This is a genomic window from Mycobacterium sp. 852013-51886_SCH5428379 (genome assembly GCF_001665575.1).
GTDB lineage: Bacteria > Actinomycetota > Actinomycetes > Mycobacteriales > Mycobacteriaceae > Mycobacterium.
Map to the genome: position 1 here is coordinate 95,215 of NZ_LZSU01000030.1, position 25,359 is coordinate 120,573.

The 25,359-nt window shown below is 68.9% G+C and carries 21 protein-coding genes; 14 read left to right on the top strand and 7 right to left on the bottom strand.

Annotation, left to right across the window (positions count from 1 at the left end; genetic code table 11):
• Window positions 1-43: 43 nt before the first annotated feature.
• From A5757_RS13040 to A5757_RS13055, 4 genes are all read left to right on the top strand, one after another.
• Complete coding sequence (locus A5757_RS13040) at window positions 44-928, top strand: DUF1707 domain-containing protein (RefSeq protein WP_066834752.1); 885 nt, start codon at window positions 44-46, stop codon at window positions 926-928.
• A gap of 193 nt (window positions 929-1,121) precedes the next feature.
• Window positions 1,122-1,667 (top strand): PadR family transcriptional regulator, encoded by a 546-nt coding sequence (locus A5757_RS13045; protein ID WP_066834755.1) that lies wholly within the window; start codon window positions 1,122-1,124, stop codon window positions 1,665-1,667.
• Window positions 1,668-1,706: 39 nt separating this feature from the next.
• Window positions 1,707-2,810, top strand: coding sequence for an inositol-3-phosphate synthase (locus tag A5757_RS13050; RefSeq protein ID WP_197497333.1), 1,104 nt, complete (start codon window positions 1,707-1,709; stop codon window positions 2,808-2,810).
• Window positions 2,811-2,902: 92 nt separating this feature from the next.
• On the top strand, window positions 2,903-3,793 hold the full coding sequence (locus tag A5757_RS13055; protein WP_066834761.1) for an alpha/beta fold hydrolase: 891 nt from the start codon (window positions 2,903-2,905) through the stop codon (window positions 3,791-3,793).
• A gap of 10 nt (window positions 3,794-3,803) precedes the next feature.
• On the opposite strand, the gene A5757_RS13060 is transcribed toward A5757_RS13055, so the two are convergent.
• The 3 genes from A5757_RS13060 to A5757_RS13070 all read right to left on the bottom strand — a co-directional run bounded on the left by A5757_RS13060 (window position 3,804) and on the right by A5757_RS13070 (window position 8,651).
• On the bottom strand, window positions 3,804-6,896 hold the full coding sequence (locus A5757_RS13060) for a lantibiotic dehydratase (protein ID WP_156618361.1): 3,093 nt from the start codon (window positions 6,894-6,896) through the stop codon (window positions 3,804-3,806).
• Window positions 6,889-8,013 (bottom strand): lanthionine synthetase C family protein, encoded by a 1,125-nt coding sequence (locus tag A5757_RS13065; RefSeq protein ID WP_197497334.1) that lies wholly within the window; start codon window positions 8,011-8,013, stop codon window positions 6,889-6,891. Before A5757_RS13065 ends, A5757_RS13060 begins: the two co-directional genes overlap by 8 nt.
• A gap of 146 nt (window positions 8,014-8,159) precedes the next feature.
• Window positions 8,160-8,651, bottom strand: a complete 492-nt coding sequence (locus A5757_RS13070) for a hypothetical protein (protein ID WP_066834767.1) — start codon at window positions 8,649-8,651, stop codon at window positions 8,160-8,162.
• A gap of 202 nt (window positions 8,652-8,853) precedes the next feature.
• On the opposite strand from A5757_RS13070, the gene A5757_RS13075 reads away from it, so the two are divergent.
• From A5757_RS13075 to A5757_RS13095, 5 genes are read left to right on the top strand one after another with little or no spacing between them, the layout of a single operon-like run.
• Window positions 8,854-10,935, top strand: a complete 2,082-nt coding sequence (locus tag A5757_RS13075) for a PhoX family phosphatase (protein ID WP_066834769.1) — start codon at window positions 8,854-8,856, stop codon at window positions 10,933-10,935.
• 19 nt (window positions 10,936-10,954) lie between these two features.
• On the top strand, window positions 10,955-11,746 hold the full coding sequence (locus A5757_RS13080) for an LLM class F420-dependent oxidoreductase (RefSeq protein ID WP_066834771.1): 792 nt from the start codon (window positions 10,955-10,957) through the stop codon (window positions 11,744-11,746).
• Between the two features lie 60 nt (window positions 11,747-11,806).
• Window positions 11,807-13,588, top strand: a complete 1,782-nt coding sequence (locus tag A5757_RS13085; RefSeq protein WP_066834773.1) for an ABC transporter substrate-binding protein/permease — start codon at window positions 11,807-11,809, stop codon at window positions 13,586-13,588.
• A complete protein-coding gene (locus A5757_RS13090; RefSeq protein ID WP_066834775.1) occupies window positions 13,588-14,325 on the top strand; it encodes an amino acid ABC transporter ATP-binding protein in 738 nt (245 codons plus the stop codon). Before A5757_RS13085 ends, A5757_RS13090 begins: the two co-directional genes overlap by 1 nt.
• Before the next feature lie 54 nt (window positions 14,326-14,379).
• Window positions 14,380-14,844 (top strand): MarR family winged helix-turn-helix transcriptional regulator, encoded by a 465-nt coding sequence (locus A5757_RS13095; RefSeq protein WP_066834777.1) that lies wholly within the window; start codon window positions 14,380-14,382, stop codon window positions 14,842-14,844.
• Here A5757_RS13095 and A5757_RS13100 read toward each other — a convergent pair.
• A complete protein-coding gene (locus A5757_RS13100; protein ID WP_066834847.1) occupies window positions 14,841-16,181 on the bottom strand; it encodes an amylo-alpha-1,6-glucosidase in 1,341 nt (446 codons plus the stop codon). The two genes, A5757_RS13095 and A5757_RS13100, sit on opposite strands and share 4 nt — an antisense overlap.
• A gap of 54 nt (window positions 16,182-16,235) precedes the next feature.
• On the opposite strand from A5757_RS13100, the gene A5757_RS13105 reads away from it, so the two are divergent.
• Window positions 16,236-16,904: an SDR family oxidoreductase gene (locus A5757_RS13105; protein ID WP_066834779.1), complete on the top strand. Its 669-nt coding sequence runs from the start codon at window positions 16,236-16,238 to the stop codon at window positions 16,902-16,904.
• On the opposite strand, the gene leuS is transcribed toward A5757_RS13105, so the two are convergent.
• Entirely contained in the window at window positions 16,905-19,805 is a 2,901-nt protein-coding gene (leuS, locus tag A5757_RS13110; protein WP_066834781.1) for a leucine--tRNA ligase, read from the bottom strand.
• 209 nt (window positions 19,806-20,014) lie between these two features.
• Between leuS and A5757_RS13115 the strand changes: the two genes are divergently transcribed.
• Together A5757_RS13115 and A5757_RS13120 are read left to right on the top strand one after the other, a co-directional pair.
• Window positions 20,015-20,929, top strand: a complete 915-nt coding sequence (locus A5757_RS13115; RefSeq protein WP_066834849.1) for an LpqN/LpqT family lipoprotein — start codon at window positions 20,015-20,017, stop codon at window positions 20,927-20,929.
• 24 nt (window positions 20,930-20,953) lie between these two features.
• The gene (locus tag A5757_RS13120) at window positions 20,954-21,313 is read left to right on the top strand and encodes a hypothetical protein (protein WP_066834784.1); all 360 of its coding nucleotides are present in this window, start codon (window positions 20,954-20,956) and stop codon (window positions 21,311-21,313) included.
• 1 nt (window position 21,314) lies between these two features.
• Here A5757_RS13120 and A5757_RS13125 read toward each other — a convergent pair whose 3' ends face one another.
• Window positions 21,315-21,929 carry a YqgE/AlgH family protein gene (locus tag A5757_RS13125; RefSeq protein ID WP_281498675.1) on the bottom strand — a complete coding sequence of 205 codons (615 nt, stop codon included), beginning with the start codon at window positions 21,927-21,929 and terminating at the stop codon, window positions 21,315-21,317.
• Window positions 21,930-22,008: 79 nt separating this feature from the next.
• On the opposite strand from A5757_RS13125, the gene A5757_RS13130 reads away from it, so the two are divergent.
• Window positions 22,009-23,292, top strand: coding sequence for an MFS transporter (locus A5757_RS13130; protein ID WP_066834785.1), 1,284 nt, complete (start codon window positions 22,009-22,011; stop codon window positions 23,290-23,292).
• A gap of 10 nt (window positions 23,293-23,302) precedes the next feature.
• Window positions 23,303-24,079, top strand: a complete 777-nt coding sequence (locus tag A5757_RS13135; protein ID WP_066834787.1) for a TIGR03084 family metal-binding protein — start codon at window positions 23,303-23,305, stop codon at window positions 24,077-24,079.
• Here the strand turns inward: A5757_RS13135 and A5757_RS13140 are convergent.
• Window positions 24,076-25,344, bottom strand: a complete 1,269-nt coding sequence (locus tag A5757_RS13140) for a serine/threonine-protein kinase (protein WP_082929455.1) — start codon at window positions 25,342-25,344, stop codon at window positions 24,076-24,078. The genes A5757_RS13135 and A5757_RS13140 overlap by 4 nt on opposite strands.
• Window positions 25,345-25,359: the final 15 nt, after the last annotated feature.

A 25,359-nucleotide genomic window follows, 5' to 3' on the forward strand; every position in this document is an offset into this window, starting at 1 on the left:
TGAGACCTGCGATGTCGCGGGCTCAGCTCTTACGATCACGATCGTGGCAGTCAGCGAAGCGGGGCGGCGGACGGCGGGCACGCGCGCCAAGGACTCCGACCGCAACGACATCTGCACGGTGCTCGACACCGCACTCGGCGAGGGTCAGTTGTCGATGGCCGAGCACGGGGAACGCGTGAAGGCCGCGACCAACGCGCGGACGCTGGGCGATCTGCAGGCGCTCGTCTCGGACCTGCAGACCGGCAACGCACCCGTCGAGCTCCCGGACCTCCGACCGCCCAAGGCCCGGCGGACGCTGCTGAGCGGGGGACGCGGAGCGGGTCTGGGCCTGCGCCTGGCGACCGCCGGCGTCCTCGTCGTCCTCGGTGTCGCGATCGGCTGGGGGCTGTACGGCAACACCAGTTCTCCGCTCAGCTTCGAGACCGATCCGGGTGCGAAATCCGACGGTATCCCGGCCAAGGTGCTGACCCCGCCGCGGCAACTGCAGTCGCTGGGCGGGTTCAACGGACTGTTCGAGCAGATGCGCAAGAAGTTCGGCGACACCACCGGCTTCGAGATGAACATCCGCTCGGACTACGCCACGCTGTACCGCCCCGACCCGCAGGACGAGCGGCGCAAGGTGATGTACGACTACCGCGGCGGATGGGGCGATCCGAACACCCCGAGCACCATCGACGATGACGACCGGGTGGTCGACCTGTCCCGATTCGACGTCGTGACCATCGTCGGCGTGCTGCGCGGGGCACCGGACACGCTCGGCATCGCCCGGGCCGATGTCGAGGACACCTGGGTGGACATCAGCCCGTCGAAGGATCCGCTCACCCCCGACGCGGTGAACATCATGATCTACGTGACCAGCGATTTCGGCAGCGGTTACATCGACCTGGCGCCCGACGGCGCGGTCAAACGGATCAACTACCCGAGCTGACAATTTCGGCTCAGTCGCGGCGCGCGAGCGTGCGCATTTGCGCGCGGTTGGCGGCGCGTCGGCGTACAAACACGCACGCTCGCGGAAACGGGGGGTGAACGGGAGTGGCGCTGAATATATCGGTTCGATACAGTGAGCCGAGGTGTCGCCGTGTTGTAGCGGCGAATGCGATTCGACTCGAGGGGGTGGCTCGGTGCTGGAACTCGCGGTGCTGGGCCTGCTGCTCGAATCACCGATGCACGGCTACGAACTGCGTAAGAGACTGACGGGCCTGCTGGGAGCTTTCCGCGCGTTCTCCTACGGATCCCTGTACCCGGCGCTGCGCCGGATGCAGACCGACGGGTTGATCGTCGAGGACGCCGCCCCGGACGGAATTCCCAAGATGCGCCGCGCCCGCCGGGTCTACCGGCTGACCGACGCCGGGAAGCAGCGCTTCACCGAGTTGGTGGCCGACACCGGGCCACAGAACTACTCCGACGACGGATTCGGTGTGCACCTGGCGTTCTTCAACCGCACGCCGGCCGAAGCCAGGATGCGCATCCTCGAGGGCCGTCGTCGGCAGGTGGAGGAACGTCGTGAGGGTCTGCGTGAAGCAGTGGCGCGGGCCAGCACATCTCTCGACCGCTACACCCGGCAGCTGCATCAGCTGGGTCTGGAGTCGAGCGAGCGTGAAGTGAAGTGGCTCAACGAGTTGATCGCGGCAGAACGTCTGAGCCAGGGGCGCTCAGAGAATGCGTGAGATGAAGCCTTGCGAAAGCGACCAAGGCCGAACGACAGAATGACTGTAGGAGAGGGAGATCTTCCAATGACTGAGCACGGAGACATCCGGGTCGCGATTGTCGGCGTCGGCAACTGCGCGTCCTCACTGGTACAGGGCGTGCAGTACTACAAGGACGCCGACGAGAACGCGACCGTGCCCGGTCTGATGCACGTGAAGTTCGGCCAGTACCACGTGCGCGACGTGAAGTTCGTCGCCGCCTTCGACGTGGACGCCAAGAAGGTCGGCTTCGACCTCTCCGAGGCCATCTTCGCCTCCGAGAACAACACCATCAAGATCGCCGACGTCCCGCCGAGCGACGTCATCGTGCAGCGCGGCCCGACCCTCGACGGCATCGGCAAGTACTACGCCGACACCATCGAGGTCTCCGACACCGAGGCCGTCGACGTCGTCAAGGCGCTCAAGGACGCCGAGGTCGACGTCATGGTGTCCTACCTGCCGGTGGGCTCCGAAGAGGCCGACAAGTTCTACGCCCAGTGCGCGATCGACGCCGGCGTGGCCTTCGTCAACGCGCTGCCGGTATTCATCGCCAGCGACCCGGTGTGGGCCAAGAAGTTCACCGATGCCGGTGTGCCGATCGTCGGCGACGACATCAAGAGCCAGGTCGGCGCCACCATCACCCACCGCGTGATGGCGAAGCTGTTCGAGGATCGCGGCGTGCAGCTCGACCGCACGATGCAGCTCAATGTCGGTGGCAACATGGACTTCCTCAACATGCTCGAGCGTTCGCGGCTCGAGTCGAAGAAGATCTCCAAGACCCAGGCCGTCACCTCCAACCTGCAGCGTGAGTTCAACACCAAGGACGTGCACATCGGCCCGTCCGATCACGTCGGCTGGCTCGACGACCGCAAGTGGGCCTACGTCCGCCTCGAGGGCCGTGCCTTCGGCGATGTGCCGCTGAACCTGGAGTACAAGCTCGAGGTGTGGGACTCGCCGAACTCCGCCGGTGTGATCATCGACGCCGTGCGTGCGGCGAAGATCGCCAAGGACCGTGGCATCGGCGGCCCCGTCGTCGCCGCCTCCGCGTACCTGATGAAGAGCCCGCCGGAGCAGCTGCCCGACGATGTCGCGCGCGCTCAGCTGGAAACCTACATCGAAGGCTGATCCCCCCTTTTCGCCCAAATGAACGTTTGGGCGGGTTTTTGCGAGTGCGGGCCGGCATTTCGTCGATCTCGGCGGCGCGATTAGATGGACGCGTGATCTCTGACGACGAACTGCTGAACCTCGACGAGTTCGCGCTGTTGCCCGAGAACGCGGAACAGATCGGCGCCTCGCCGATTCCGTCCGTCGCACGTGTCGAAGCGGGACCGATCAGCGCGCTCAAGTGGGGTGACGAACCGCCGCAGGTGGTGTTCCTGCACGGCGGCGGCCAGAACGCGCACACCTGGGACACCGTGATCCTCGGGCTCGGGTTGCCCGCGCTGGCCATCGACCTTCCCGGCCACGGCCGTTCGGCCTGGCGGGAGGACGGCGACTACGGCCCGAAGCTCAACGCCGAGACCCTGCGTCCGGTGCTGCGGGAGTGGGCGCCGCAGCCGCGCCTCGTCGTCGGCATGTCCCTGGGTGGGCTGACCGCACTGCGCATCGCGGCGACCGAACCGGCGTTGGTGCCCGAACTCGTGCTCGTGGACGTCACCCCGTCGGCGCCGGAGCGTCACGAGCAGATGACGCAGGCCCAGCTCGGCGCGGTTGCGCTGGTCCGCGGTGATCGCGAGTTCCCGTCGTTCGAGGCGATGCTGGAGAAAACGGTCGCCGCCTCTCCGCACCGCGACCGGGAGTCGTTGCGCCGTGGCGTGTTCCACAACTCGAAACGGCTCGACGACGGCACCTGGACCTGGCGCTACGACTCGTTCCGCAAGGGCGACGGGTTCGAGGGGCTGTGGGACGACGTCCCGGCGATCACCATGCCCACGACGCTGGTGCGCGGGGCGAAGTCGTTCTTCGTCAACGACGAGGACGCCGCCGCGTTCGCATCCGGCGCGCCCGGATTCCGTAGGACCATCGTGGTGGAGAACGCCGGACATTCGGTGCAGGGCGATCAACCGCAGGCGCTGGTCGACATCCTGCGCGGCGTGCTGGCGGCCTAGACCCGACACGCTAACCCGCTGGACGACGCGTCTGGCTGATGCCGTACAACGTGGCGGCCAAAAGCTTTAGCACGACGCGTTCCGCGTCGCGGTTGCGCCCCATCATCCGGTTGTAGTGCATGTGCGCGTAGCTGAGCACGAGGTCGTCGGCGCGGGCGCCGAGGGACTGCCGAAGAGCGCGGACGTCGGCGGCGACGGTGTCCAGGACGATCCGCCGCTCCTGCAGGATCCCGGTCAGCTCGCGTTCCCCGCGGAAGTCCGCCCCGCCCCCGCCCAACATCGTTCGAAGCGCACGGACGTCGTCGCGGGGCGGTCGCGGTGTCGCTCCGATGCGTGCCGCCGCGGCGCGCGACCACCGGAGGCATTCGCCGTCCGTGAGCCCGAGCCCAGTCAACAGGTCACGCGTGGTGAGGACGGTGACCAGATGCCGCTGCGCATCGAGGACACCGCTGCGTTCCAGGGCGAGGACGCCGGCGGCAGCCCGGCTGTCGGCGCCGAAGATCACCTCGGCTACGCGCATCCCCTCCACTCCTGCGTACCGTTCGATTTCTCTGTCGTACGTGTCGATCGCGAACCGCACGCAGACGTCGCGGTCCACCAGATGCCGGCACCATCGGGTGAAGGCAGGTAGAACAGCGGTGAGGAGGACATCCGCTGACCCGCGGAAACGGATCCGCACATGCGGGTCGGGATCGGCGTATCGGATGAAGAACCAGTCGTCGATCAAAGCCGACGACCGCATCTCTGCGCAGAATCTGTCCGCGGTCTCGCAGATGACTGCTTCCTCGTGCGCCGGTGGGCAGTACAGCTTGGCGTAGAGCCATTCGCTGCCCGGCGGGCGCAGACGCGTAGCCCGAGCCACCGGCGCGACGGTTCGCGGCAACGGGTTCGACTCGGGTTTGCGAACCGTCCGGCGCAACAGTGGCACCACCAAATCGCTGAGGTACGTTCCGTCGGCGCCGGGCAGCCACGCGTGTTGCGGTCCGGGTAGGGCGTCGGTGATCACCGGTACTGCACCGCCGGCCGACCGCCTCAACTCCGCGCGCAGTCCATCGAGATGGAGTTCGCTGTCCAAGTCGATCAGCAACCGATTGTCGACCACACCCACGTACAGATGGCGCGACACACCCCACCGGCGCCGCCACCGCTCGACCGCTTCGATGAAGTCGGCCCTCTCGGCCCGGAGCGCGGACGCGCTCAGGTCGTCGGCTCGGTACCGCCGCGGCGTCAGGATGACGCGGTTGCGTCGTAGCGCCGGAAGCACCGGCAGATTTTCGGCGGCCCCCCAGTCGAACGGCCGGAACAAGAGGTCGCGCTCTCGGGCGACCTCCAGCAGGAACCGGCACGCGGGTGGGGCGAGCGCCTCGTTCAACATGTGGCCGGCCGACACCACCACTTCACGTGGGTCACCGCGGTACCCCACCGCGAAGCGCGTACCGAGCGAGCAGATTTCCAGCTCGTCGGGCCTGATGACGCGATCTGCTGCGACTCCGGGCGTGACGCCGACGGCAATCTCGAACTCGCGCGCATGCGGGCGTACCGCGATGTTGGCCTCCCACGCCCGGCTCGGCCGGTACACCAGTTCGGCGCTCAGTACCGCAGGGACAGTGGACTTTTCATGCTCCACGATCGACTTCAGAGCCGCGACGGCAGGTGCGCCGAGAAGATGGGCGAAGCGGCCCAGACTCTTGCCGGCGCCGGCGCCGCCGAGGTTGGGGCCGATGGCGATCGAGAAGTCTCCGCGGTCGATCGCCGCGGGCGACACGGCCAGGACGGACACCGAGAGATCCAGTGACACCGGGGCGGCGTCCGACGCCGACTCGGACGTCAGCCTGGCGAGCAGGGCGTCGTCCAGGTCCACGACGGTCTGACCATCGCCCATGGCCTCGGCGGCCAGCGTGAGGAGAACCCGATCCCGTTCGCTGACACCTGTCGCCGCTGCATAGACGTCCTGGTATGGCGACCCCAGCCCGTAGTCCGGGTCGAGCACCTCGAGAATCGGGACCCAGCGCTCGAGCCCGTAGACGCTCTCGAACCGCTGGCGGAAGGCCGTCAGCCGCGGCGCCGGCGGCGCGAGCTTGAGCAGGAGCTCGGCGGCTTCTGCCGCCGCTTCGCCGATGGCTCGGGACAGACCGGTGCCGGCCATGGACAGTGCAGCGTCGACCTGTGGCCTCCGTGCCGCATGGCGATGACTGAAACCTGCTGACGCGGAATCGATTTCGCCATATCCTACCGCTGCCTCCCCTAGAGAGGTTCGATCCCACCGTGCCATCCTGGCTGCCAGGTCACACAGTCCGTCGGCCGCGGATTGTGCCGCCGGAATGTCGGTCAACGTGCTGATGACGTGTGCCAACGGATCGCCGCCGGTCAGTGGGGGGCGGAGGTCGGTCAGAAGGATCTGATGCCGCACGAGCCGGCCGATGAGCTCGACGACTTTCTGCCGTGGGGCCGAAGTCTGATCCGTCAGCGCGGCAACCAGATCGGCGTGATGCATCGGGCGACGGCAGAGCCGTACCGCCGACCGGACCGCCCCGGTGGCGCGCACCGAGGCTACGGCCGCCGCACCGTCCTCGCGGCCTTCTGGACTCGCGGGCGCCGACAATCGGCCACCGCGGTCGAGCAACGCCGCATTGGCCGTGTAGCGCAGCCCCGCCTGGATACCTGGATCCGTCTCGAGTTCGTCGACCTGACCCATCAACCACGCCATATCGGGCCGCATCCGCGTGGTCCACCGCCGCCCGTCGACAGCTGCCGTGGTCTGGCTCCCCCAGCAGCCGAGGGCCACGCCCGCGAACAGCCCGAACGGCGTTGGACGCGTGGACATTCGGATGAGATATCGATGAAGCGTCTGTGCGAGCGCCGGATCGGGGTCTTGACCGGCCCGGGTCAACGCGGCCACGGTGTCGGGACTGCCGACCGTCAGTGCAGCCATCACCCGGCGGTCGGCCACGACGCGACCACGTCGATCCGGATCGCTGAGCGCGTTCGCAGGCCAGGTGCTCATATCGCGGTAGACGTCGACCGGCAGTGCCGGGGCCCGCAGCATGAACCAATCGCCGGGCAGGTACCACCCGCGCGGGCGGGAGGCGGATGTGTCAGGCAATCAACAGCGCTCCGTCCCATCGCGGTGGTGCCGATGACGCAGCAGCCGCCAGGGCCAGCGCTGCGCCGGCCGCCCCATCGAGGAATCCGGGGTTGTCGAAATCAACACCGCGATCGAAGTTCTGGAAGCCATAGGCCGTCTGCGGATCGAAGGTCGACAACAGCTCCTCGGCGAGTGCCACCGCGTTGCGCCTGAACAGGTCATCACCGGTGTCGGCGAAGAATCGGGCGGTGATGTGCAGTAGCCCGGATGCGCCATGGCATAACCCGGGAGAACAGGTCTGCCGTACTTCGGCGGGGCGGCGGTAGACCGCAGCCATGGATTCGAGGGCCGTATCACACCAGTCATCACGTCCCAGAGCAGCGCCGGCCAGCCACAGTGCACGGGAGACGCCCGGGGTGCCGTAACACCACCCCGCCCGCGTCGGCCGGTCCGGGTCCGTGGGACCACGCCCGCCGGGCAGGGCAACCGCCGCCGGCCAGTTCGGTCCCCATTGATCATCCGTGCGGGCCGCCAACAGCCACTCGGCGGCGCCTTCGATGGCGCACCACATCCTGTCGCCCTGAATCCCGTGTCTCCATGCCAACGCGAGAAGCGCGAGTGGCGCGGGCACCCCGTGCGCCATACCGCAATTCACGCAACCGTCTGGGAACACATCGCTGAGTGGCCCGATGACCCGGTCCGGCGGGGTCGGCCAACGCACAGCCGTACCGGCGACCGTCGCGCCCGCGAGCAACCGGTCGACCACCGCCGTGAGGCCACCCCAACCACTGGGTTCATCCAGTCGCCGCAGGAAATACGCTCCTACGCCCGCCAGGCCGGAGACGACGTCGAATTCGTCTCGGCCGGCGGTGTCATCGGCGCGGAGCCAGTCCAGCAGTGTGCGATCCACCGACGCGAGCAGACGTCGATACGCCGCCCCACCATCTGTCGTCGCGGCCACGAAGCCGATCCCGGCCAAACCATCGAACAGGTTCGGCGCGCTGCCGGCCTGCGCCGCATGAGCCGCAGTGCGGAACAGGGCACGTCCGGCACCCACCCACGCCGGGTCCCCGCCCGTCGCCGCGAGGTAGTCGAGCGTCAACGCGATTCCGCTCCCGCCCTCGGCGAGCGACACCGGACCCCACCGCTGGGTGGGTGCGGAATCAGGGGGTATCACGGCCAGCCGCGACGCCACAGCGGCGGCGGCGTCCATTCCGCGTCGCGCCAGATCGGGGGGCAGCACCGGGCGCCATACCGAGTCAGCGCGCGCGGCGCGGAGATCTAGTGGCAATGGCCGTGCGAATGGCAGGCATGGTGTGACGGACAGATGTTGCAGCTGATACCCATCGAATAACAGGGCGCACAACTGGTGTGACCGCTCATCTCCAACATGACGTTGTCGCGAAGAGTGTCGTCATAACGCACGTCGAGATCGAAATCGTCCTCGCCGGCCTCCGTCGACCACGTGTAGTCGATCCGCGCACCCCTGACCACGCTGACCCGAGTCACCTCGTGTCCGAGGAAGGGTGGCACGTCTGCGGGAACCATACTGGCGTAACGGATGTCAGAAACCGGAAACTCGACGTAATAGTCGAGCCCGGTCGACAGGTACAGCCGCTGGTAGCCGTCACGAGCGGTGTCCCCCGGAAATCCGATCAGCTCTGTGACGGCCTCGCTCGGAGCGTTCGGATCGGATCGCAGACCGGAAACCATCGGATGTTGCCGCAGGGGATCGTTCGGACCGGGGCCGCCCGGATCGGCATTCTTCGCCATCGCATTTTCCCGTCGTCGATGCGGATGGAGTACGTCGGACGATACTCCTGCTCGCCGCCGTTACCAGCAGTTTCGCCGCAGAACTTCCTCGTCGTTTCCTGTTCACCTCCCGCCTGCCGAATGATCGCCCGGCCCCTGTAACTTTTGCCGCGTGCCGGCCGCCGGCCCCGGTCGGCCGGATGCTTGGAAGGAACTCGCCCCCATGGCGCTCGTGCCCCTGAATCTGTTCGTCACGCACGACGGAAAGTCGAAGCGACAGCACATCACGTGCCGGTACAAGTGCGGCGACGCCTGTTCCAAACCCGTTCCCAACCCCAGTGACAACGAATACTTCGGTGACATCGTGAAGATCGTGTCGCGCCGGTCCGTCTTGCAGGCCACCGGCGTCACCGTGCTCGCGGTCGGCGCCGGTTCGGTGCTCGCGGCGTGCGGCGGCGACACCCCGACCGCTGCGCCCACCAGCTCGAACGCCGCACCGGAGCCGTTGCCCGGCATGCGATTCGACTCCGTGGCCCCCAACAGCGAGGACGCCGTCGTCATCCCCCCGGGCTACCAGCAGGGTGTCGTCATCAGCTGGGGCGACCCCGTGCTGCCCGGCGCACCGGGCTTCGACGTCACCAGGCAGACGGGCGCCTCGCAACGCGGCCAGTTCGGCTTCAACAACGACTTCGCCGCGCTGCTGCCGATCCCGCCCGAACCGGGTGACCGGCCCGACCGATTCCTTATGGTGACCAACTTCGAATACGCCACACCGCAGTTCATGTTCCCTGGCTTCGACCCAAAGGCCCCGACCCGCGACCAGTTCGACGTCGAGATCGCGGCCATGGGTATGGGCGTCGTCGAGGTCGAACGCGTCGCCGGCGGCGGCTTGCGTCCCGTGATGGGCCCCTACAACCGGCGCATCACCGCGGACTCCCCCTTCACGCTGACCGGGCCCGCGGCGGGCACCGACTTCGTCAAGACCTCGGCCGACCCGGACGGCCGGACCGTCCTGGGCACGATCGCCAACTGTGCCGGTGGCGTAACCCCCTGGGGCACTGTCCTTTCCGGTGAGGAGAACTTCCACTTCTACTTCGGTGCGCCGGACGGCGCGCCGGCGCCGAACCCGGTCGACGCCGACCGCCTCGACCGCTACGGCGTGAAACTCGAACCGTCGGGGTTGCTGTGGGAGACCTTCGACCCGCGCTGGGACCTGGCCGCCACACCGAACGAGGTCAACCGGTTCGGTTACGTCGTCGAACTCAACCCGTGGGATCCGGCCTCGACGCCGGTCAAGCACACCGCGATGGGGCGGTTCAAGCACGAGGGCGCCAACATCTACGTCACCGATGACGGCACCGTCGTCGCATACAGCGGCGACGACGAACGTTTTGAATACATGTACAAATTCGTCTCGAGCCGGAAGATGCAGCCGGGCAGGGATGGCGCGGCGATGGCCCACAACATGGCCATCCTCGACGAAGGCACGCTCTACGTCGCGAAGTTGTCCAGCGACATTCCGGCCGCGCAGATCGACGGTTCGGGCACGCTGCCGTCGACAGGCTCGTTCAGCGGCACCGGATCGTGGCTGCCGCTGCTGCGGTCCGGGCCGAACGGACAGGCCGAATCGCTGGTGCCCGGCATCTCGGCGCAGGAGGTCGCGGTCTTCACGCGGATGGCCGCCGACAAGGCCGGCGCGACGAAGATGGACCGCCCCGAGGACTTCGAGGCCCACCCCGAGACCGGCAGGGTCTACGCCGCGCTCACCAACAACGCCAGGCGCGGCGCCGACGGCCAACCCGGTCCCGACGCCGCGAACCCGCGCAACGACAACAAGAGCGGTCAGGTGCTGGAGATCATCGACAATCACGCCGGCACGGACTTCACCTGGGATCTGCTGCTGGTGTGCGGCGATCCCGCCGCCGCCGACACCTACTACGCCGGCTTCGACAAGAGCGAGGTCAGTCCGATCTCGTGCCCCGACAACCTGGCGTTCGACAGCCACGGCAACCTGTGGATCTCCACCGACGGCAACGCCCTCGACTCCAACGACGGGCTGTTCGCCGTCGCTCTCGACGGCCCCAACCGCGGCGAGACCAAACAGTTCCTCACCGTGCCCCTGGGCGCCGAGACCTGCGGGCCCGTCATCACCGACGACTTCGTGACCGTCTGCGTGCAGCATCCCGGCGAGTACGACGACAACAGCATCGACAATCCCCGGTCACGCTGGCCGGAAGGCGGAAACGGCACGGCGCGGCCGTCGGTGGTCGCGGTCTGGAAGGACGAGGGGAATATCGGGGCTTAATCGTGGTTATCCAGGAACCGTGAACCAACCCATCCGCATCGGAGTCCAGCTCCAACCGCAGCACTCCCCCGAGTACCGCCACATCCGCGACGCCGTGCGCCGCTGTGAGGACATCGGTGTCGACATCGCGTTCAACTGGGACCACTTCTTCCCGCTCTACGGCGACCCCGACGGCGCGCACTACGAATGCTGGACGATGCTGGCCGCCTGGGCCGAGCAGACCTCCCGCATCGAGATCGGCGCGCTGGTCACCTGCAACAGCTACCGCAATCCGGAACTGCTGGCAGACATGGCCCGCACGGTCGACCACATCAGCGACGGCCGGCTGATCCTCGGGATCGGGTCGGGCTGGAAGCAGAAGGACTACGACGAGTACGGCTACGAGTTCGGTACCGCGGGCAGCCGGCTCGACGACCTCGCCCAGGCGCTACCACGCATCGAATCGCGGTTGGCCAAACTCAACCCGGCGCCGACGCGCAAGATCCCGATCTTGATCGGCGGCCAGGGTGAGAAGAAAACCCTGCGGATGGTGGCCGAGCACGCCGACATCTGGCACGGCTTCACCGACCGCAGCACCTACCCGGGCAAGGCTGAGGTGCTCGACCGGCACTGCGCCGACGTGGGCCGCGACCCGGCGGCGGTGGAACGGTCCTCCGGCGTCCCCGAACGCAGCACCGAGGACATGCTGGCCGAGGCCGACGCCCTGGTGGAGCTGGGCGTCGGCCTGCTCACGATCGGCGTCAACGGCCCCGACTACGACCTCACGGCCGCCGAGGCGCTCTGCCGGTGGCGCGACGAGCGCGCGGGGTGAGGCGCAGACGGGTTGCGCCGAACCATTGGTCGGTTGCCGCGTGACCGCTAGGTTGCACGCATGAATCCCGGACGGCTCGCGGCAGTCCTTGCGTCGATGCTCGTGACTATCCTGATGGTGATCGGTCTCGGCAGCGCCGCGCCCGTCGCCGCCCAGGTCGACCAGTGCGCACCGCCCGGTGAGCAGAGCGCCAGCGCGCTGCCGGCCAACCTCGCGGCGGCCGCACAGGGGCCGGAGGCCGACAAGTACACCACGCCGAACGTCCGGCCACTCGACTCCATCGATGTCAACGCACTCGGACTGAGCCGGCCCGGGGTCATCACCGTCGGCACGCTCTCGGACGCGCCGCCGAGCATCTGCATCGACTCCGCGGGGCAGTTCACCGGATTCGACAACGAGTTGCTCCGGGCGATCGCCGACAAGCTCGGACTGCGGGTCGAATTCGTCGGCACCGAGTTCTCCGGGCTGCTCGCCCAGACCGCGTCGCGGCGCTTCGACGTCGCCTCCTCGTCGATCACCACGACCGAAGCTCGCAGGCAGACCGTCGGTTTCACCAACGGCTACGACTTCGGCTACTTCTCGCTCGTGGTGCCCAGCGGATCGTCGATCACCGGGTTCGGCCAACTGACGGCCGGGCAGCGCATCGGCGTCGTCCAGGGCACGGTCCAAGAGGAGTACGTCATCAACACGCTGGGCATCGACCCGGTGAAGTACCCCGATTACAACACCGTCTACGCCAGCCTCAAGACCCGCCAGATCGACGCCTGGGTCGCACCGTCACAGCAGGCGCAGGGCACCGTCCAACCGGGTGACTCCGCCGAGATCGTCGAGAACACCTTCAGTCTCGACAATTTCATCGCCTACGCCGTCGCGCGGGAGAACCAGCCGCTGATCGACGCGCTCAACTCCGGTCTGGACGCCGTCATCGCCGACGGCACCTGGTCGGAGCTGTACTCCGACTGGGTGCCCCGCGTGGTGCCGCCGGGCTGGAAGCCCGGATCGAAGGCGGCGCCCGAACCGCAGCTGCCGGACTTCGCGGCCATCGCCGCCGAACGTCAGGACGAGCCCGCAACCGCCGCGGCGGGGCCGAAATCGACGCTGTCCCAACTGAAGGACTCGTTTCTCGACTGGAACCTCTACAAGCAGGCCATCCCGGATCTACTCAAGACCGGTCTGCCCAACACCCTGATCCTGACGTTCTGCGCGAGCATCATCGGACTGGTTCTCGGCATGGCGCTGGCCGTCGCCGGTATCTCACGGTCGCGGCTCCTGCGCTGGCCGGCGAGGGTCTACACCGACATCTTCCGCGGCCTGCCCGAGGTGGTCATCATCCTGCTGATCGGTCTCGGACTCGGACCTGTCGTCGGTGGGTTGACCGGCTACAACCCCTTCCCGCTGGGCATCGCGGCGCTGGGGTTGATGGCCGCGGCCTACATCGGCGAGATCTTCCGGTCCGGCATCCAGAGCGTGGAGGCCGGGCAGCTGGAGGCATCTCGGGCGCTGGGCTTCAGCTATTCGTCCTCGATGCGGCTGATCGTGATCCCCCAGGGCGTCCGGCGGGTACTGCCCGCGCTGATGAACCAGTTCATCTCGCTGCTGAAGGCGTCGTCGCTGGTGTACTTCCTCGGGCTGATCGCCGACCAGCGCGAGCTGTTCCAGGTCGGCCGGGATCTCAACGCGCAGACCGGGAATCTGTCCCCGCTGGTGGCGGCCGGCCTGTTCTATCTGGCCCTGACCATCCCGCTGACCCACCTGGTCAACTACGTAGACGCCCGGATGCGGCGCGGGCGACAACCCACCGAGGAGACACCGACGCCGGCGACCACCCAGGAGATGATCTGATGGCTGACGTCGACTCGGTGTCGCTGCGCGCCACCGATATCCATCTCGCCTTCGGCCCGAACAAGGTGCTGCAAGGCGTCGACCTCGACGTGGCGGCAGGGACCACCGCTGCGGTGATCGGGCCGTCGGGGTCCGGGAAATCGACCCTGCTGCGGACGCTGAACCGGCTCTACGAACCCGACCGCGGCGACATCCTGCTCGACGGCCGCTCGGTGCTGCGGGACAACCCCGACCAGCTGCGCCAGCGGATCGGCATGGTGTTCCAGCAGTTCAACCTGTTCCCGCACCGCAGCGTGCTCGACAATGTGACGCTGGGTCCACGCAAACTCAAGAAGCTCGACGCCGAGCAGGCCCGTGAACTCGGCCTCGCCCAACTCGACCGGGTCGGGCTGCGGCACAAGGCCGAGGTCCGGCCGGGCACGCTGTCCGGCGGGCAGCAGCAGCGCGTGGCCATCGCCCGGGCCCTTGCCATGGCGCCGCAGGTGATGTTCTTCGACGAGGCCACCTCGGCGCTGGACCCTGAACTGGTCAAGGGCATCCTGACGCTGATGGCCGAACTGGCCGCCGACGGGATGCCGATGGTGGTGGTCACCCACGAGATGGGCTTCGCGCAGTCGACCGCGGACACCGTCGTGTTCATGGACGAAGGCCGCGTCGTGGAGGCGGGCCCGCCCGCGCAGATCTTCGACGCCGCCGAGACCGACCGTCTCCAACGCTTCCTGTCTCAGCTGCTCTGAGAATTGCCGTCCATCGACGTGCTGGCGGCGTCAGACAGGTTAGACTAGCGAACTATGGTGGAGACCGAGACGCAGGTCACCGAACTCGCGGGGGAGCTGCAGCGAGTTCTTTCGAAGGTGTTCTCGGTGTTGCGACGTGGCGACGCCAACCGCGGGGAGGGTGGGGATCTGACCCTGGCCCAGTTGTCGATTCTGCTGACCCTGCTCGAATCCGGGCCGATGCGCATGACCGAGCTGGCCGCCCACGAACGCGTCCGTACCCCGACCACCACCGTGGCGATCCGGCGGCTGGAGAAACTCGGTCTGGTCAAGCGCTCGCGCGATCCGTCCGATTTGCGCGCCGTGCTGGTGGAAGTGACCCCCGAGGGGCTGGTGCAGCATCGCGAGGCGCTGGCCGTTCGGCGCGCGCAACTGGCGACGCTGCTCGCGCGCCTCACCGAAAGCGATCTGGACACATTGGCCAAGGCGCTGGTGCCGCTCGAGCATCTGGCCGACCAACACGTCGACCCGCCCGACTAACCCAGCCAGTCCAGCACCGCCGCAGCGGTCCACGACTGTTGCATACTGCCCAGCGGTTCGCCGGTGAACGGTTCGTAGTACTCGGCGAACGTTCCGTCGCTGGCCTGGCGCAGCCCCTCGTGGCGCAGCATCCGCGCCCGCTCCGCCCATCCGCGTCGCGCAAAGCACCACGCGAACAGCCACGTCATCACCGGCCACACCGGGCCGCGCCAGTACTCCCGGGGCCGGAAGTCGCGCGATACCGGAGACGTCGACGGGATGCACGCATACTTCAGATCCGGATGCCCGCAGAACCGCGGTCCCTCCAGCAGCCGCAGCAGCGCGCGCTCCCGGTCGTGCGGTAAGCCGCCGCAGAGCAGCGGCGCGAACTGCGCGACGGTCTCGGTGGACACCCACGTATCCGCGCGGACATCGAAATCCCTTGCTGCACCGGATCGTTGGTCTGTGGTCTCGAGGACGCCCGCCCGAAATCGCTCGGCCCACCCCCAGAGCTCGCGGACGTCTGCGTGCGGACGTTTGTGGTCCTCCCCGATCTCGGCGAGCACCTGACAGGCGACCGAGAAGACCGCCGAGACGAACACGTCCTCCACCGCGAAGCTCATCACCTTCGGCAGCAGATCGTCGTCGTAGCGGGCCGATTTCATCTCCTCGAGCAGCCAGAGATACCGGTCATACTCGAGGTCCGAGGGCCGCTGGCTCGCATCGGTGATGATGGCGTTGTCCTCGCGCCGGTACTCCGGCACCTCACCGGGAACCACCCTGGCGTAGGCGGCATCCCAGCGCGGGGAGTTGTCCATCCCGGACTCCCAGCCGTGATACAGCGTGATGCGCCCGCGCCCGTTCTGATCGCGGGATTCGGCGAGCCAGCGGTGCCAGCGCACCAGATCGTCCCACCGCCGGTCCAGGAACGACGCCGCGACCGCACGGGTGGAGCGGCCCCGGGTGCGGGCGTGATCGAGGATGCGCTGGACGGCGATGGCGTGCACGGGGGGCTGGGTGATGCCCGAGGTGTGCCGGGCGCGAGGGGCGTCGGCGGCCAGCGAGGCACAGGCCCAGCGGGCGGGACCGGGAAAGTACCCGTCGACGCCATTGGCGAACACGATGTGCGGGATCATGCCGTTGCCCCACTGCGCCGAGAGCAGGGTGTCGAGTTCGACGACCGCCCGCTCGACGCTGAGCGGAGCCAGGCCGATCGAGACGAACGCCGCATCCCAACTCCACATGTGCGGGTACAGCAGGGGCGCCGCGGTGGTCATCACGCCCAGGTCGTTACCGCGCAGCAGATAGGCGGCGCGGGCGGCGAGCTGTGTCGGCGTGAAGCTGGGATCGTGTGGCATCCGGTCCATCATGCGACGGCAGGCCGCTGCGCGCAGGTCGGTAGGGTTGGCGCCATGCCGACCGCGATGATCACCGGCGCCGGCCGCGGCCTCGGTGCCGCGCTCGCGACCGCCCTGGCGCCCACCCACACGCTGTTCCTGGCCGGCAGGCCGTCGGCGGCGCTCGACGAGGTGGCCGGCCGCCTCGGCGCCACCACGTGGGAGATCGATTTCAACGATCTGGAGTCGATCCCGGCCGCCGTCGAACCGATCGTGGAACTCGACGTGCTGGTGCACAACGCCGGCGTCGCCTATCCCGCTCGGGTCGGTGAGTCCACGGTGCCGGAATGGCAGGACACGATGAGCGTGAATGTCGTTGGCCCCGTTGCACTCACGCTCGCCCTGCTGCCGGCGCTGCATGCGGGTGGCGGTCAGGTCGTGTTCATCAACTCCGGGGCCGGGATCAACGCCTCCCCCGGCCTGGCGTCGTACTCGGCGAGCAAGTCCGCGCTCCGCTCTTTTGCGGACTCACTGCGCAACGACGAACCGGGGCTGCGCGTGACGTCGGTGCATCCGGGCCGTATCGCCACCGACATGCAGCAGGACCTCAACGCCTACGAGGGCCGCGACTACGACCCCGCGAACTATCTCAGCGCCGAGACCGTCGCCCGCGTGACGGCCGATGCGATCAACGCACCGGGCGACGCGCATGTGCACGAGGTGATCGTCCGCCCGCGGGCGTGATCACGCGACGATGTTGACGAGCTTGCCCGGCACCACGATCACCTTCTTGGGCGCCTTACCGTCCAGGAACGCCTGCACCTTCTCGTCGGCCAGTGCCGCGGCCTGCAGCGCGTCCCTGTCGGCGTCGGCCGCGACCGTGATGCGACCGCGGACCTTGCCGTTGACCTGAACCGGGTACTCGACGGAGTCGGTGACCAGGTACTGCGGGTCGGCTACCGGGAACGGGCCGTGCGCCAGCGACGTGTCGTGTCCGAGTCGGCGCCACAGTTCCTCGGCGAGGTGCGGAGCCAGCGGCGCCACCATCAGCACCAGCGGTTCGATCGCCGCCCGCGCCGACACGCCCTCCTTGGTGAGGTGGTTGGTGTACTCGATGAGTTTGGCCGCGGCGGTGTTGTTCCGCAGTGCCGCATAGTCTTCCGACACCCCCGCGATCGTCCGGTGCAGCAGCCGCAGCGTCTCGGTCTCGAGTGCCTCGTGCGCGGCGATCCGCACCGCGCCGGTCTGCTCGTCGACCACCAGACGCCACACCCGCTGCAGAAACCGGTGCGCGCCGACGACGTCCTTGGTCGCCCACGGCCGCGACGCCTCCAGCGGGCCCATCGACATCTCGTACACCCGCAGCGTGTCGGCGCCGTAGTTGTCGCAGATCTCGTCGGGTGACACCGAGTTCTTCAGGCTCTTGCCGATCTTGCCGAACTCCTGATTGACCTCGATCTCACCGTCGGGCCCCGGATAGAAGAACCTGCCGTCGCGCTCGACGACGTCGGCCGCCGGCACATAGGACCCCCGCGAGTCGGTGTAGGCGAAGGCCTGGATGTAGCCCTGGTTCACCAACCGTCGGTACGGCTCCCGCGAGCTGACGTGGCCGAGGTCGTAGAGCACCTTGTGCCAGAATCGCGAATACAGCAGGTGCAGGACGGCGTGCTCGACGCCGCCGACGTACAGGTCCACTCCCCCGGGATCCTGCGGGCCGTGCTCGGCGGGGCGCGGCCCCATCCAGTACGCCTCGTTCTCCTTGGCGCACAACGCTTCCGAGTTGTGCGGGTCGGTGTAGCGCAGCTCGTACCAGGAACTGCCCGCCCACTGCGGCATCACGTTGGTGTCGCGGGTGTAGGTCTGCAGCCCGTCGCCGAGATCCAGCTCGACGTTGACCCACTCGGTGGCCTTGTTCAGCGGCGGGCTCGGCTCGCTGTCGGCGTCGTCGGGATCGAACAGCACCGGCGCGTAGTCGGGCACGTCCGGAAGCTCCACCGGCAGAGCTGATTCCGGCAGCGCATGCGCTCGGCCGTCGCTGTCGTAGACGATCGGGAACGGCTCACCCCAGTACCGCTGGCGGGCGAACAGCCAGTCGCGCAGCTTGTACTCGATCCGCGCCGTGCCGCGTCCGTCGGCCGCCAACCGCTCGGTGATGGCGGCTTTCGCCGCGGGCACGTCGAGACCGTCCAGGTAGTCGGAGTTCACCAGCGCGCCGTCGCCGCTGTAGGCCTCCTCCGCGATGTCACCGCCGGATTCATCCCCGGGTCGCTCCGCTCCTGCCCGCCGGCGGATCACCTCCACCACCGGCAGCCCGAACTCCCGCGCGAACTCCCAGTCCCGCTGATCGTGTCCGGGCACCGCCATGATGGCGCCGGTGCCGTAACCGATGAGTACGTAGTCGGCGATGAACACCGGAACCTGTTGCCCGTTGACCGGATTCAGGGCGTACGCGCCGAGGAAGACGCCCGTCTTGGTCTTGTTCTCCTGGCGCTCCACATCGGATTTGGCGGCGATCGACGACCGGTAGGTCGCGACGGCTTCACCCGGGGTGGCCGCACCGAACGTCCAGCGCGGGTCGACGGCGTCGGGCCACTGGGCGGCGGTCAACTGTTCGACCAGGGGATGCTCGGGCGCCAGCACCAGATACGTCGCACCGAACAGGGTGTCGGGGCGCGTGGTGAACACCTCGACGTCGCCGGCGTCGGTACCGAACAGCACGCTCGCACCCGTGGAGCGGCCGATCCAGTTGCGCTGCATGGTCTTGACCTTGTCCGGCCAATCCAGCACGTCGAGGTCCTCGAGCAGCCGGTCGGAGTACGCGGTGATGCGCATCATCCACTGCCGCAGCCGTTTCCGGAAGACCGGGAAGTTGCCGCGATCGCTGCGGCCGTCGGCGGTGACCTCCTCGTTGGCCAGCACCGTGCCCAGCCCCGGACACCAGTTGACCATCGAATCGGCACGATAGACCAGCCGGTAGGAGTCGATGACGTCGGCGCGCTCGTCGGCAGATAACGCAGCCCAGTCCCGGCCGTCGTCGAGAGTCCTTGTGCCGCTGTCGAGTTCGGCTGACAACTCAGTGATCGGGCGGGCCTTCTGCAGGTCGCGGTCGAACCAGGCGTTGTAGATCTGCAGGAAGATCCACTGGGTCCAGCGGTAGAAGTCTACGTCGGTCGTCGAGAAGCTCCGCCTGGCGTCGTGGCCGAGGCCCAGTCGGCCCAACTGGCGGCGGAAGTTGACGATGTTGGCTTCGGTGCGGGTCCGCGGATGGGTCCCCGTCTGCACGGCGTACTGCTCGGCGGGCAGACCGAACGCGTCGAACCCGAGGGCGTGCAGGACATTGCGTCCGGTCATGCGGTAATAGCGCGCGTAGACGTCGGTGGCGATGTAGCCCAGCGGATGGCCGACGTGCAGCCCCTCCCCCGACGGGTAGGGGAACATGTCCTGGACGAACATCTTGTCCGCGGGGACCGAACCCTGCGGCGGTGCCAGGTCGCCGACCGGATTCGGGACGTTGAAGGTGCCGCGGTCGGCCCACGTCTGCTGCCAGGACTGCTCGATCTGCCCGGCGAGCTCCGCGGTGTAGCGGTGCTGCGGAACGTCGACGTCTGGGGCCCGTTCGGGCTGCGTGGTCGGGGCTTCGGTCACCTCACCAGGGTATCGACGCCTGTTCGGCGGCTCTCGCCGACCACAGTCGGCGCCGTCGCACCGGGGATCAGGACACGTGTTGGTATCGGTTCCGTCGCGAAGACGTCAGGGGTTGGTCCCAGGTCGGTTCCGGCCCTGTCGGCGGGCCTCCTGTGGTGGATACATTCGGCGCCTGACACAGGGAGGGAGGACGGCTCGAGATGTCCGCAATGTTCGGAATCGCCCGCCCCAGGCGGGTTCTGGCGGGTAGCGCAGCCCTGGGGTTGGCCGGTGCGGTCGGCCTCGCATGCGCGGCAAGCGGGTGGGCCCAGCCGCTCTACCCCCAGCCGCCCGTGCCTCGTCCAGGCACCGTGGCCGTCCAGAGCGCGACCGCCCCCGCGGTGGCGCCCGTCACCGCTCCGGGCCCGCTCGCGCCCCGGTCGCTGGCCACCCAGAACGCGGCCGCCCCCGCTGCGGTGCCCGCGCCCGCACCGGCCGCCCTGCTGCCGGCCAGCTCCGGCACCTTGGCCGAGTTCTTCGCCAGCAAGGGCGTCTCGATGGAGCCGCAGGCGCCCCGTGAGTTCAAGGCGCTCAACATCACGCTGCCGATCCCGCCCGGCTGGGCCTACATCCCGGACCCGAACGTGCCCGACGCGTACGCCGTGATCGCCGACCGGGTGGGTGGCGACGGGCTGTATTCGTCCAACGCCACGATCAAGGTCTACAAGCTCGGCGGCGACTTCAACCCCGACGAGGCGATCACCCACGGATTCATCGACAGTCAGATGCTGCCCGGCTGGCGCAGCACCAAGGCGTCGCTGGCGCCCTTCGCCGGGATGCCGTCGTCGCTGATCGAGGGGACATACCGCGAGAATTCGATGGCACTGAACACCTCGCGGCGCCACGTCATCGCCGCCTCCGGACCGGACCGGTATCTGGTGTCGCTGGCGGTGACCACCACGGTCGACCAGGTCCTTCCCGCCGCTGACGCCACCGATGCGATCGTCAACGGGTTCAAGGTCGCCTCGCCGACGGCTCCACCGCCCGCCGCACCCGCAGCCGCCCCCGCACCGGCTCCAGGGCTGCCCGCCCTGCCGGCGGTCCCACAGCCGGTGGGGACGCCGACACCGCTGGGGCTGCCCTGACGGGTCCCTCGTATCCTGAACGGCATGGTGATCGCCGCTGTGCTGTGTCTGATCGCGGCCGTTGCCGTGGCGGGCACCGGGCTGTGGCTGGTGACGCGCACGACGTCGGACGACCCGGTGCGGCGGAGTCTGCGCGCGGTCGCCCCGACGCAGTTCGCCGCGGCGGTGATGTTGGCCGCGGGTGGCGTCGTCGCCCTGTCGGCCCCTCATGCCACCGGGATCCTGGCGCTGATCGCCGGGGTGGTCGGCGCCGTCGGGACCGTGGCGGCCGGCTGCTGGCAGACCGCCAAGGCCATCACCCGCGCACAGGCGGTCGAGGCGGCGAGTACCGCCGACGACGGCTGTGCGGGCAGCTGCGCGAGCTGCGTGCTGTCCTGCCAGTGACCTAGTTGCGGCTGACGTCGATCGGGTGGGTCGCGAGCAGCGACAGCGGCAGCGGCTGACGGCGCAGCACCCGCGCCCACAGGTCGACCCGCGGCTCCACCAGCACATCGGACGGGAGCGCCGAGAGCACGATCCAGTCATCGCGTTCGATCTCGCCCTCGAGCTGACCGATCGTCCAGCCGCTGTATCCGGCGAAGATCCGCACCCCCTCGATGACCGGCGCCAGCGAATCGGGGTCGGCATCCAGATCGACCATCACCATGCGCCCGGAGACGTGCCGCAGCCCCGGCACACCCGTGGCCTCCATGCCCACCCGCAGCGTCGCCAGGCAGAGCGCGGCGTCGCGTTTGACCGGTCCGCCCACGAACATCGTCTTGGGTTTGGTGGCCAGCTTCGCCCACTGCGGCAGCACGTTGTACACCGCCGTCTCACTGGGCCGGTTCAGCACCACGCCGAGGGTGCCACCGTCGTTGTGCTCCACGACGTAGATCACGCTGCGCCGGAATGTCGGCTCCATCAAGTCGGTGTTGGCGAGCAGCAATGTCCCCGCACGCACCCGGTGCGCCGCGGGGGCGATGAAATCCTCCGGATCGTCTGACTGCGCCACAGCGACCATCATGTCACCAGCGCCGCGTCCCTGTAGCGAACAGGCAGAGCCCGCCGCGATATTTGTACTGTGGACCGGGTGATTCCCGGTGCCTGACGCCTCCGCTCCCCGAGCCCTGTGGCAATCGGTGCGTGGCCTGCCCGAATTCCGGCGTCTCCTCGAGCTCCGCGCGGTCAGCCAGTTCGGTGACGGCCTGTTCCAGGGCGGGCTGGCCGGGGCCATCCTGTTCAATCCGGATCGCGCGGCGGAGCCGTGGGCCATCGCCGGTGCGTTCGCGGTGCTGTTCCTGCCCTACTCGCTGCTCGGTCCGTTCGCCGGAGCGCTGCTCGACCGTTGGGATCGGCGGCTGGTGCTGATCGGCGCCAACCTCGGGCGGCTGCTGCTGGTGCTGGCGGTGGCCGGGTTGCTGGCGCTGGGGGTCGGCGATCTCCTGCTGCTGTCCGCTGCGCTGATCGTCAACGGGTTCACCCGGTTCGTGTCCTCGGGGCTGTCGGCGGCGTTGCCGCACGTGGTGCCGCGCGCCCAGGTGGTGGCGATGAACTCGGTGGCGACCGCGACGGGCGCCGTCGCGGCGTTCCTGGGCGCGAACTTCATGTTGTTGCCGCGCTGGCTGTTCGGCGCCGACGATGCGGGCGCCTCGGTGATCATCCTGTTCGCAGCGCTGCCGGTGGCGCTGGCGCTCTGGCTGTCGGTGCGATTCGGCCGCCACGTGCTGGGTCCCGACGACAGTGTGCGCGCGGTGCACGGGTCGGTCGCCTACGCCGTGGCGACGGGCTGGGTGCACGGCGCCCGGACCGTGCAGTCGGTGCCGACGGTCTTCGCCACGTTGTCGGGGCTGGCCGCCCACCGCATCGCATTCGGCGTCAACACCCTGCTGGTCCTGGTGCTGGTGCGGCACAGCGACACCCAGGCCGTCGCCGGGCTGGGCACTGCCGTGCTGTTCGTCGCGGCGACCGGCGCCGGCTCGTTCCTGGCGACCCTCGCCACCCCCGCGGTGATCGCGCGGTGGGGGCGGTACCGGACGGTGATCGGCGCACTCGGGGCGGCGGTCGTCTTCCAGCTCGCGGCGGTCGGACTGCAGTTGCCGGTGCTGATGGGGTGCGGTTTCCTCCTCGGCGCCGCGGGCCAGATCGTCAAACTCTGCGCGGACACCGCCATGCAGATGGACGTCGACGACGCGTTGCGCGGCCACGTCTTCACCGTGCAGGACTCCCTGTTCTGGATCACGTTCGTCGGCGCGATCGCGGCCGCCGCCGCGGTCATCCCCTCCGACGGGCACGCGCCGGCGCTGGTCGTCGCGAGCGCCGTGGTCTATCTGATCGGCGCGGTGTCGGCAGCCGTCATCGGCCGAAACTCGCAGCAGCAGGGCTAATCTGTCCGCCATGGCCACCGCCGAGCATCTGGTCGCCGAGCTCCGGGACGAGAGCGACGACCTCGACGCGCTGATCGCCGATCTCGAGGCATCGCAGTGGTCGACGCCGACCCCGGCGCCCGGCTGGACGATCGCCCACCAGATCGCGCACCTGCTGTGGACCGACCGCGTTGCGCTGCTGTCGGCCACCGACGAGGCCGGTTTCAACGTCGTGCTCGGCGACGCCGCGCTGGACCCGACCGGCTTCGTCGACCGCGCGGCCGAGGAGCTCGCCACGACCCCGCCCCACGAACTGCTCGCCGATTGGCGCCGCACCCGCGCGCAGTTGCACGACGCCCTGCTCGGGGTGACCCCGGGCCGAAAGCTGCCGTGGTTCGGCCCCCCGATGAGCGCGGCGTCGATGGCCACCGCACGGCTGATGGAGACGTGGGCACACGGCCTCGACGTCGCCGACGCGCTGGGCGTCCGCCGCCCCGCCACCGACCGTCTGCGGTCGATCGCGCACATCGGTGTCCGCACCCGGGACTTCGCGTTCGCCGTGCACGGGCTGACTCCGCCGGCGGAGACGTTTCACGTGGAACTGACCGCTCCGGACGGATCGACGTGGTCGTGGGGGCCCGACGACGCCGCGCAGCGCGTCACCGGATCGGCCGAGGACTTCTGCCTGCTGGTGACACAACGTCGTCCGCACGGCGAGCTCGCGGTGACCGCGCAGGGCGCCGACGCCGAGACGTGGCTGACGATCGCGCAGGCGTTCGCCGGCCCACCCGGCGCCGGGCGCGACTAGCCTCTGCCGTTGCCGCTGTTGCCTTTCGGGCCGTGCCCGTTCCCGTTCCCGTTGCCGTTGCCGCCCTTGTTGCCGTTTCCGGGAGCCTTCTTCGGTCCGGCCTGCTGAGCCGGCGCCGGGGGCGCCACGACCGCCGGTTGCTGGATCGCCGGGGCGACGGTGGGCGGCGGAGCCACCGGAGGCGGCGGCGTGGGGGTTGGCGTTTGCGGTGGTGGTGGCGGCGGGACCGGCACCGGGGTGCTCGTGCTCACCGGCTCCGGTGGTGGTGTCGGCGGCGAGAAGGGTCCGGTGGACAGCGCCATCACCGCGAACGCGAACGCCACCAGCACCCCCGCGGCGGCCAGCACCGGCCGGGCACGCCGCCGTCGTCGGGCCGGCTGCACGGTGGCGAAGGTCTGGGTGGGGGTGGGCAGCACCGGGACGGGCAGAGCGTCGGTGACGGCGACGAGCTCCCCGGGGTCCGCCCTGAGAGCGGCCCGCATGTCGGCGGCACTGGCGAAGCGCCGCGCGGGGTCGTGGGCCATCGCCCGGTCGACGATCGCGGCGAGCGCAGCGTCCTGGACGGCGCGGGTGGCGGACAGCGGAACGGGCGGGTCGTCGATGATGGCACGGGCCAGGGTGACCGGGTTGTCGTGCGGGAACGCCGGTCGTCCGAGCAGCGCCTCGTAAGCGATCACACCCACGGCGTAGAGGTCGTCGGCCACCGAGGCCGGCGTGCCGGTGATGCGCTCGGGACTCATGTAGGCGATGGTGCCGACGAGCTGGCCGGTGAGGGTGTGCGCGGCGCCCCCGGTCTTCGCGATGCCGAAGTCGGCGACCTTCAGGCGGTCCCCGCCCTGGGTCACCAGGATGTTGCTCGGCTTGATGTCGCGGTGCAGCACCCCCGCCGCGTGCGCGACCTCGAGGGCCGCGAGCACCTCGTCGATCATCGTGCGGACCTGGTCCGGCCGCATCGGCCCGACGGCCAGCACGTCAGCCAGGGTGCGGCCGGGCAGCCGCTCCATCACGATGAACGGCGTTCCGTCCTGGTCGCCGAAATCGTGGACGGCCACCACGTTGGGGTGGTTCAGCCGCGCCGCGGACCGCGCTTCCACCTCGAACCGGGCCACGACGTCGGCCTGCGACCGCAACCCCGGGTGCAGCAGCTTCACCGCGACCGGGCGGTCCAGACGCGTATCCCAGCCGTCGCGGACCTCGGCCATACCGCCGCAACCCAGGACGTCACGTAACTCGTAACGCCCGGCGAGGAGCTCGCGGTCGGACACACCCCCCGCGTAGCC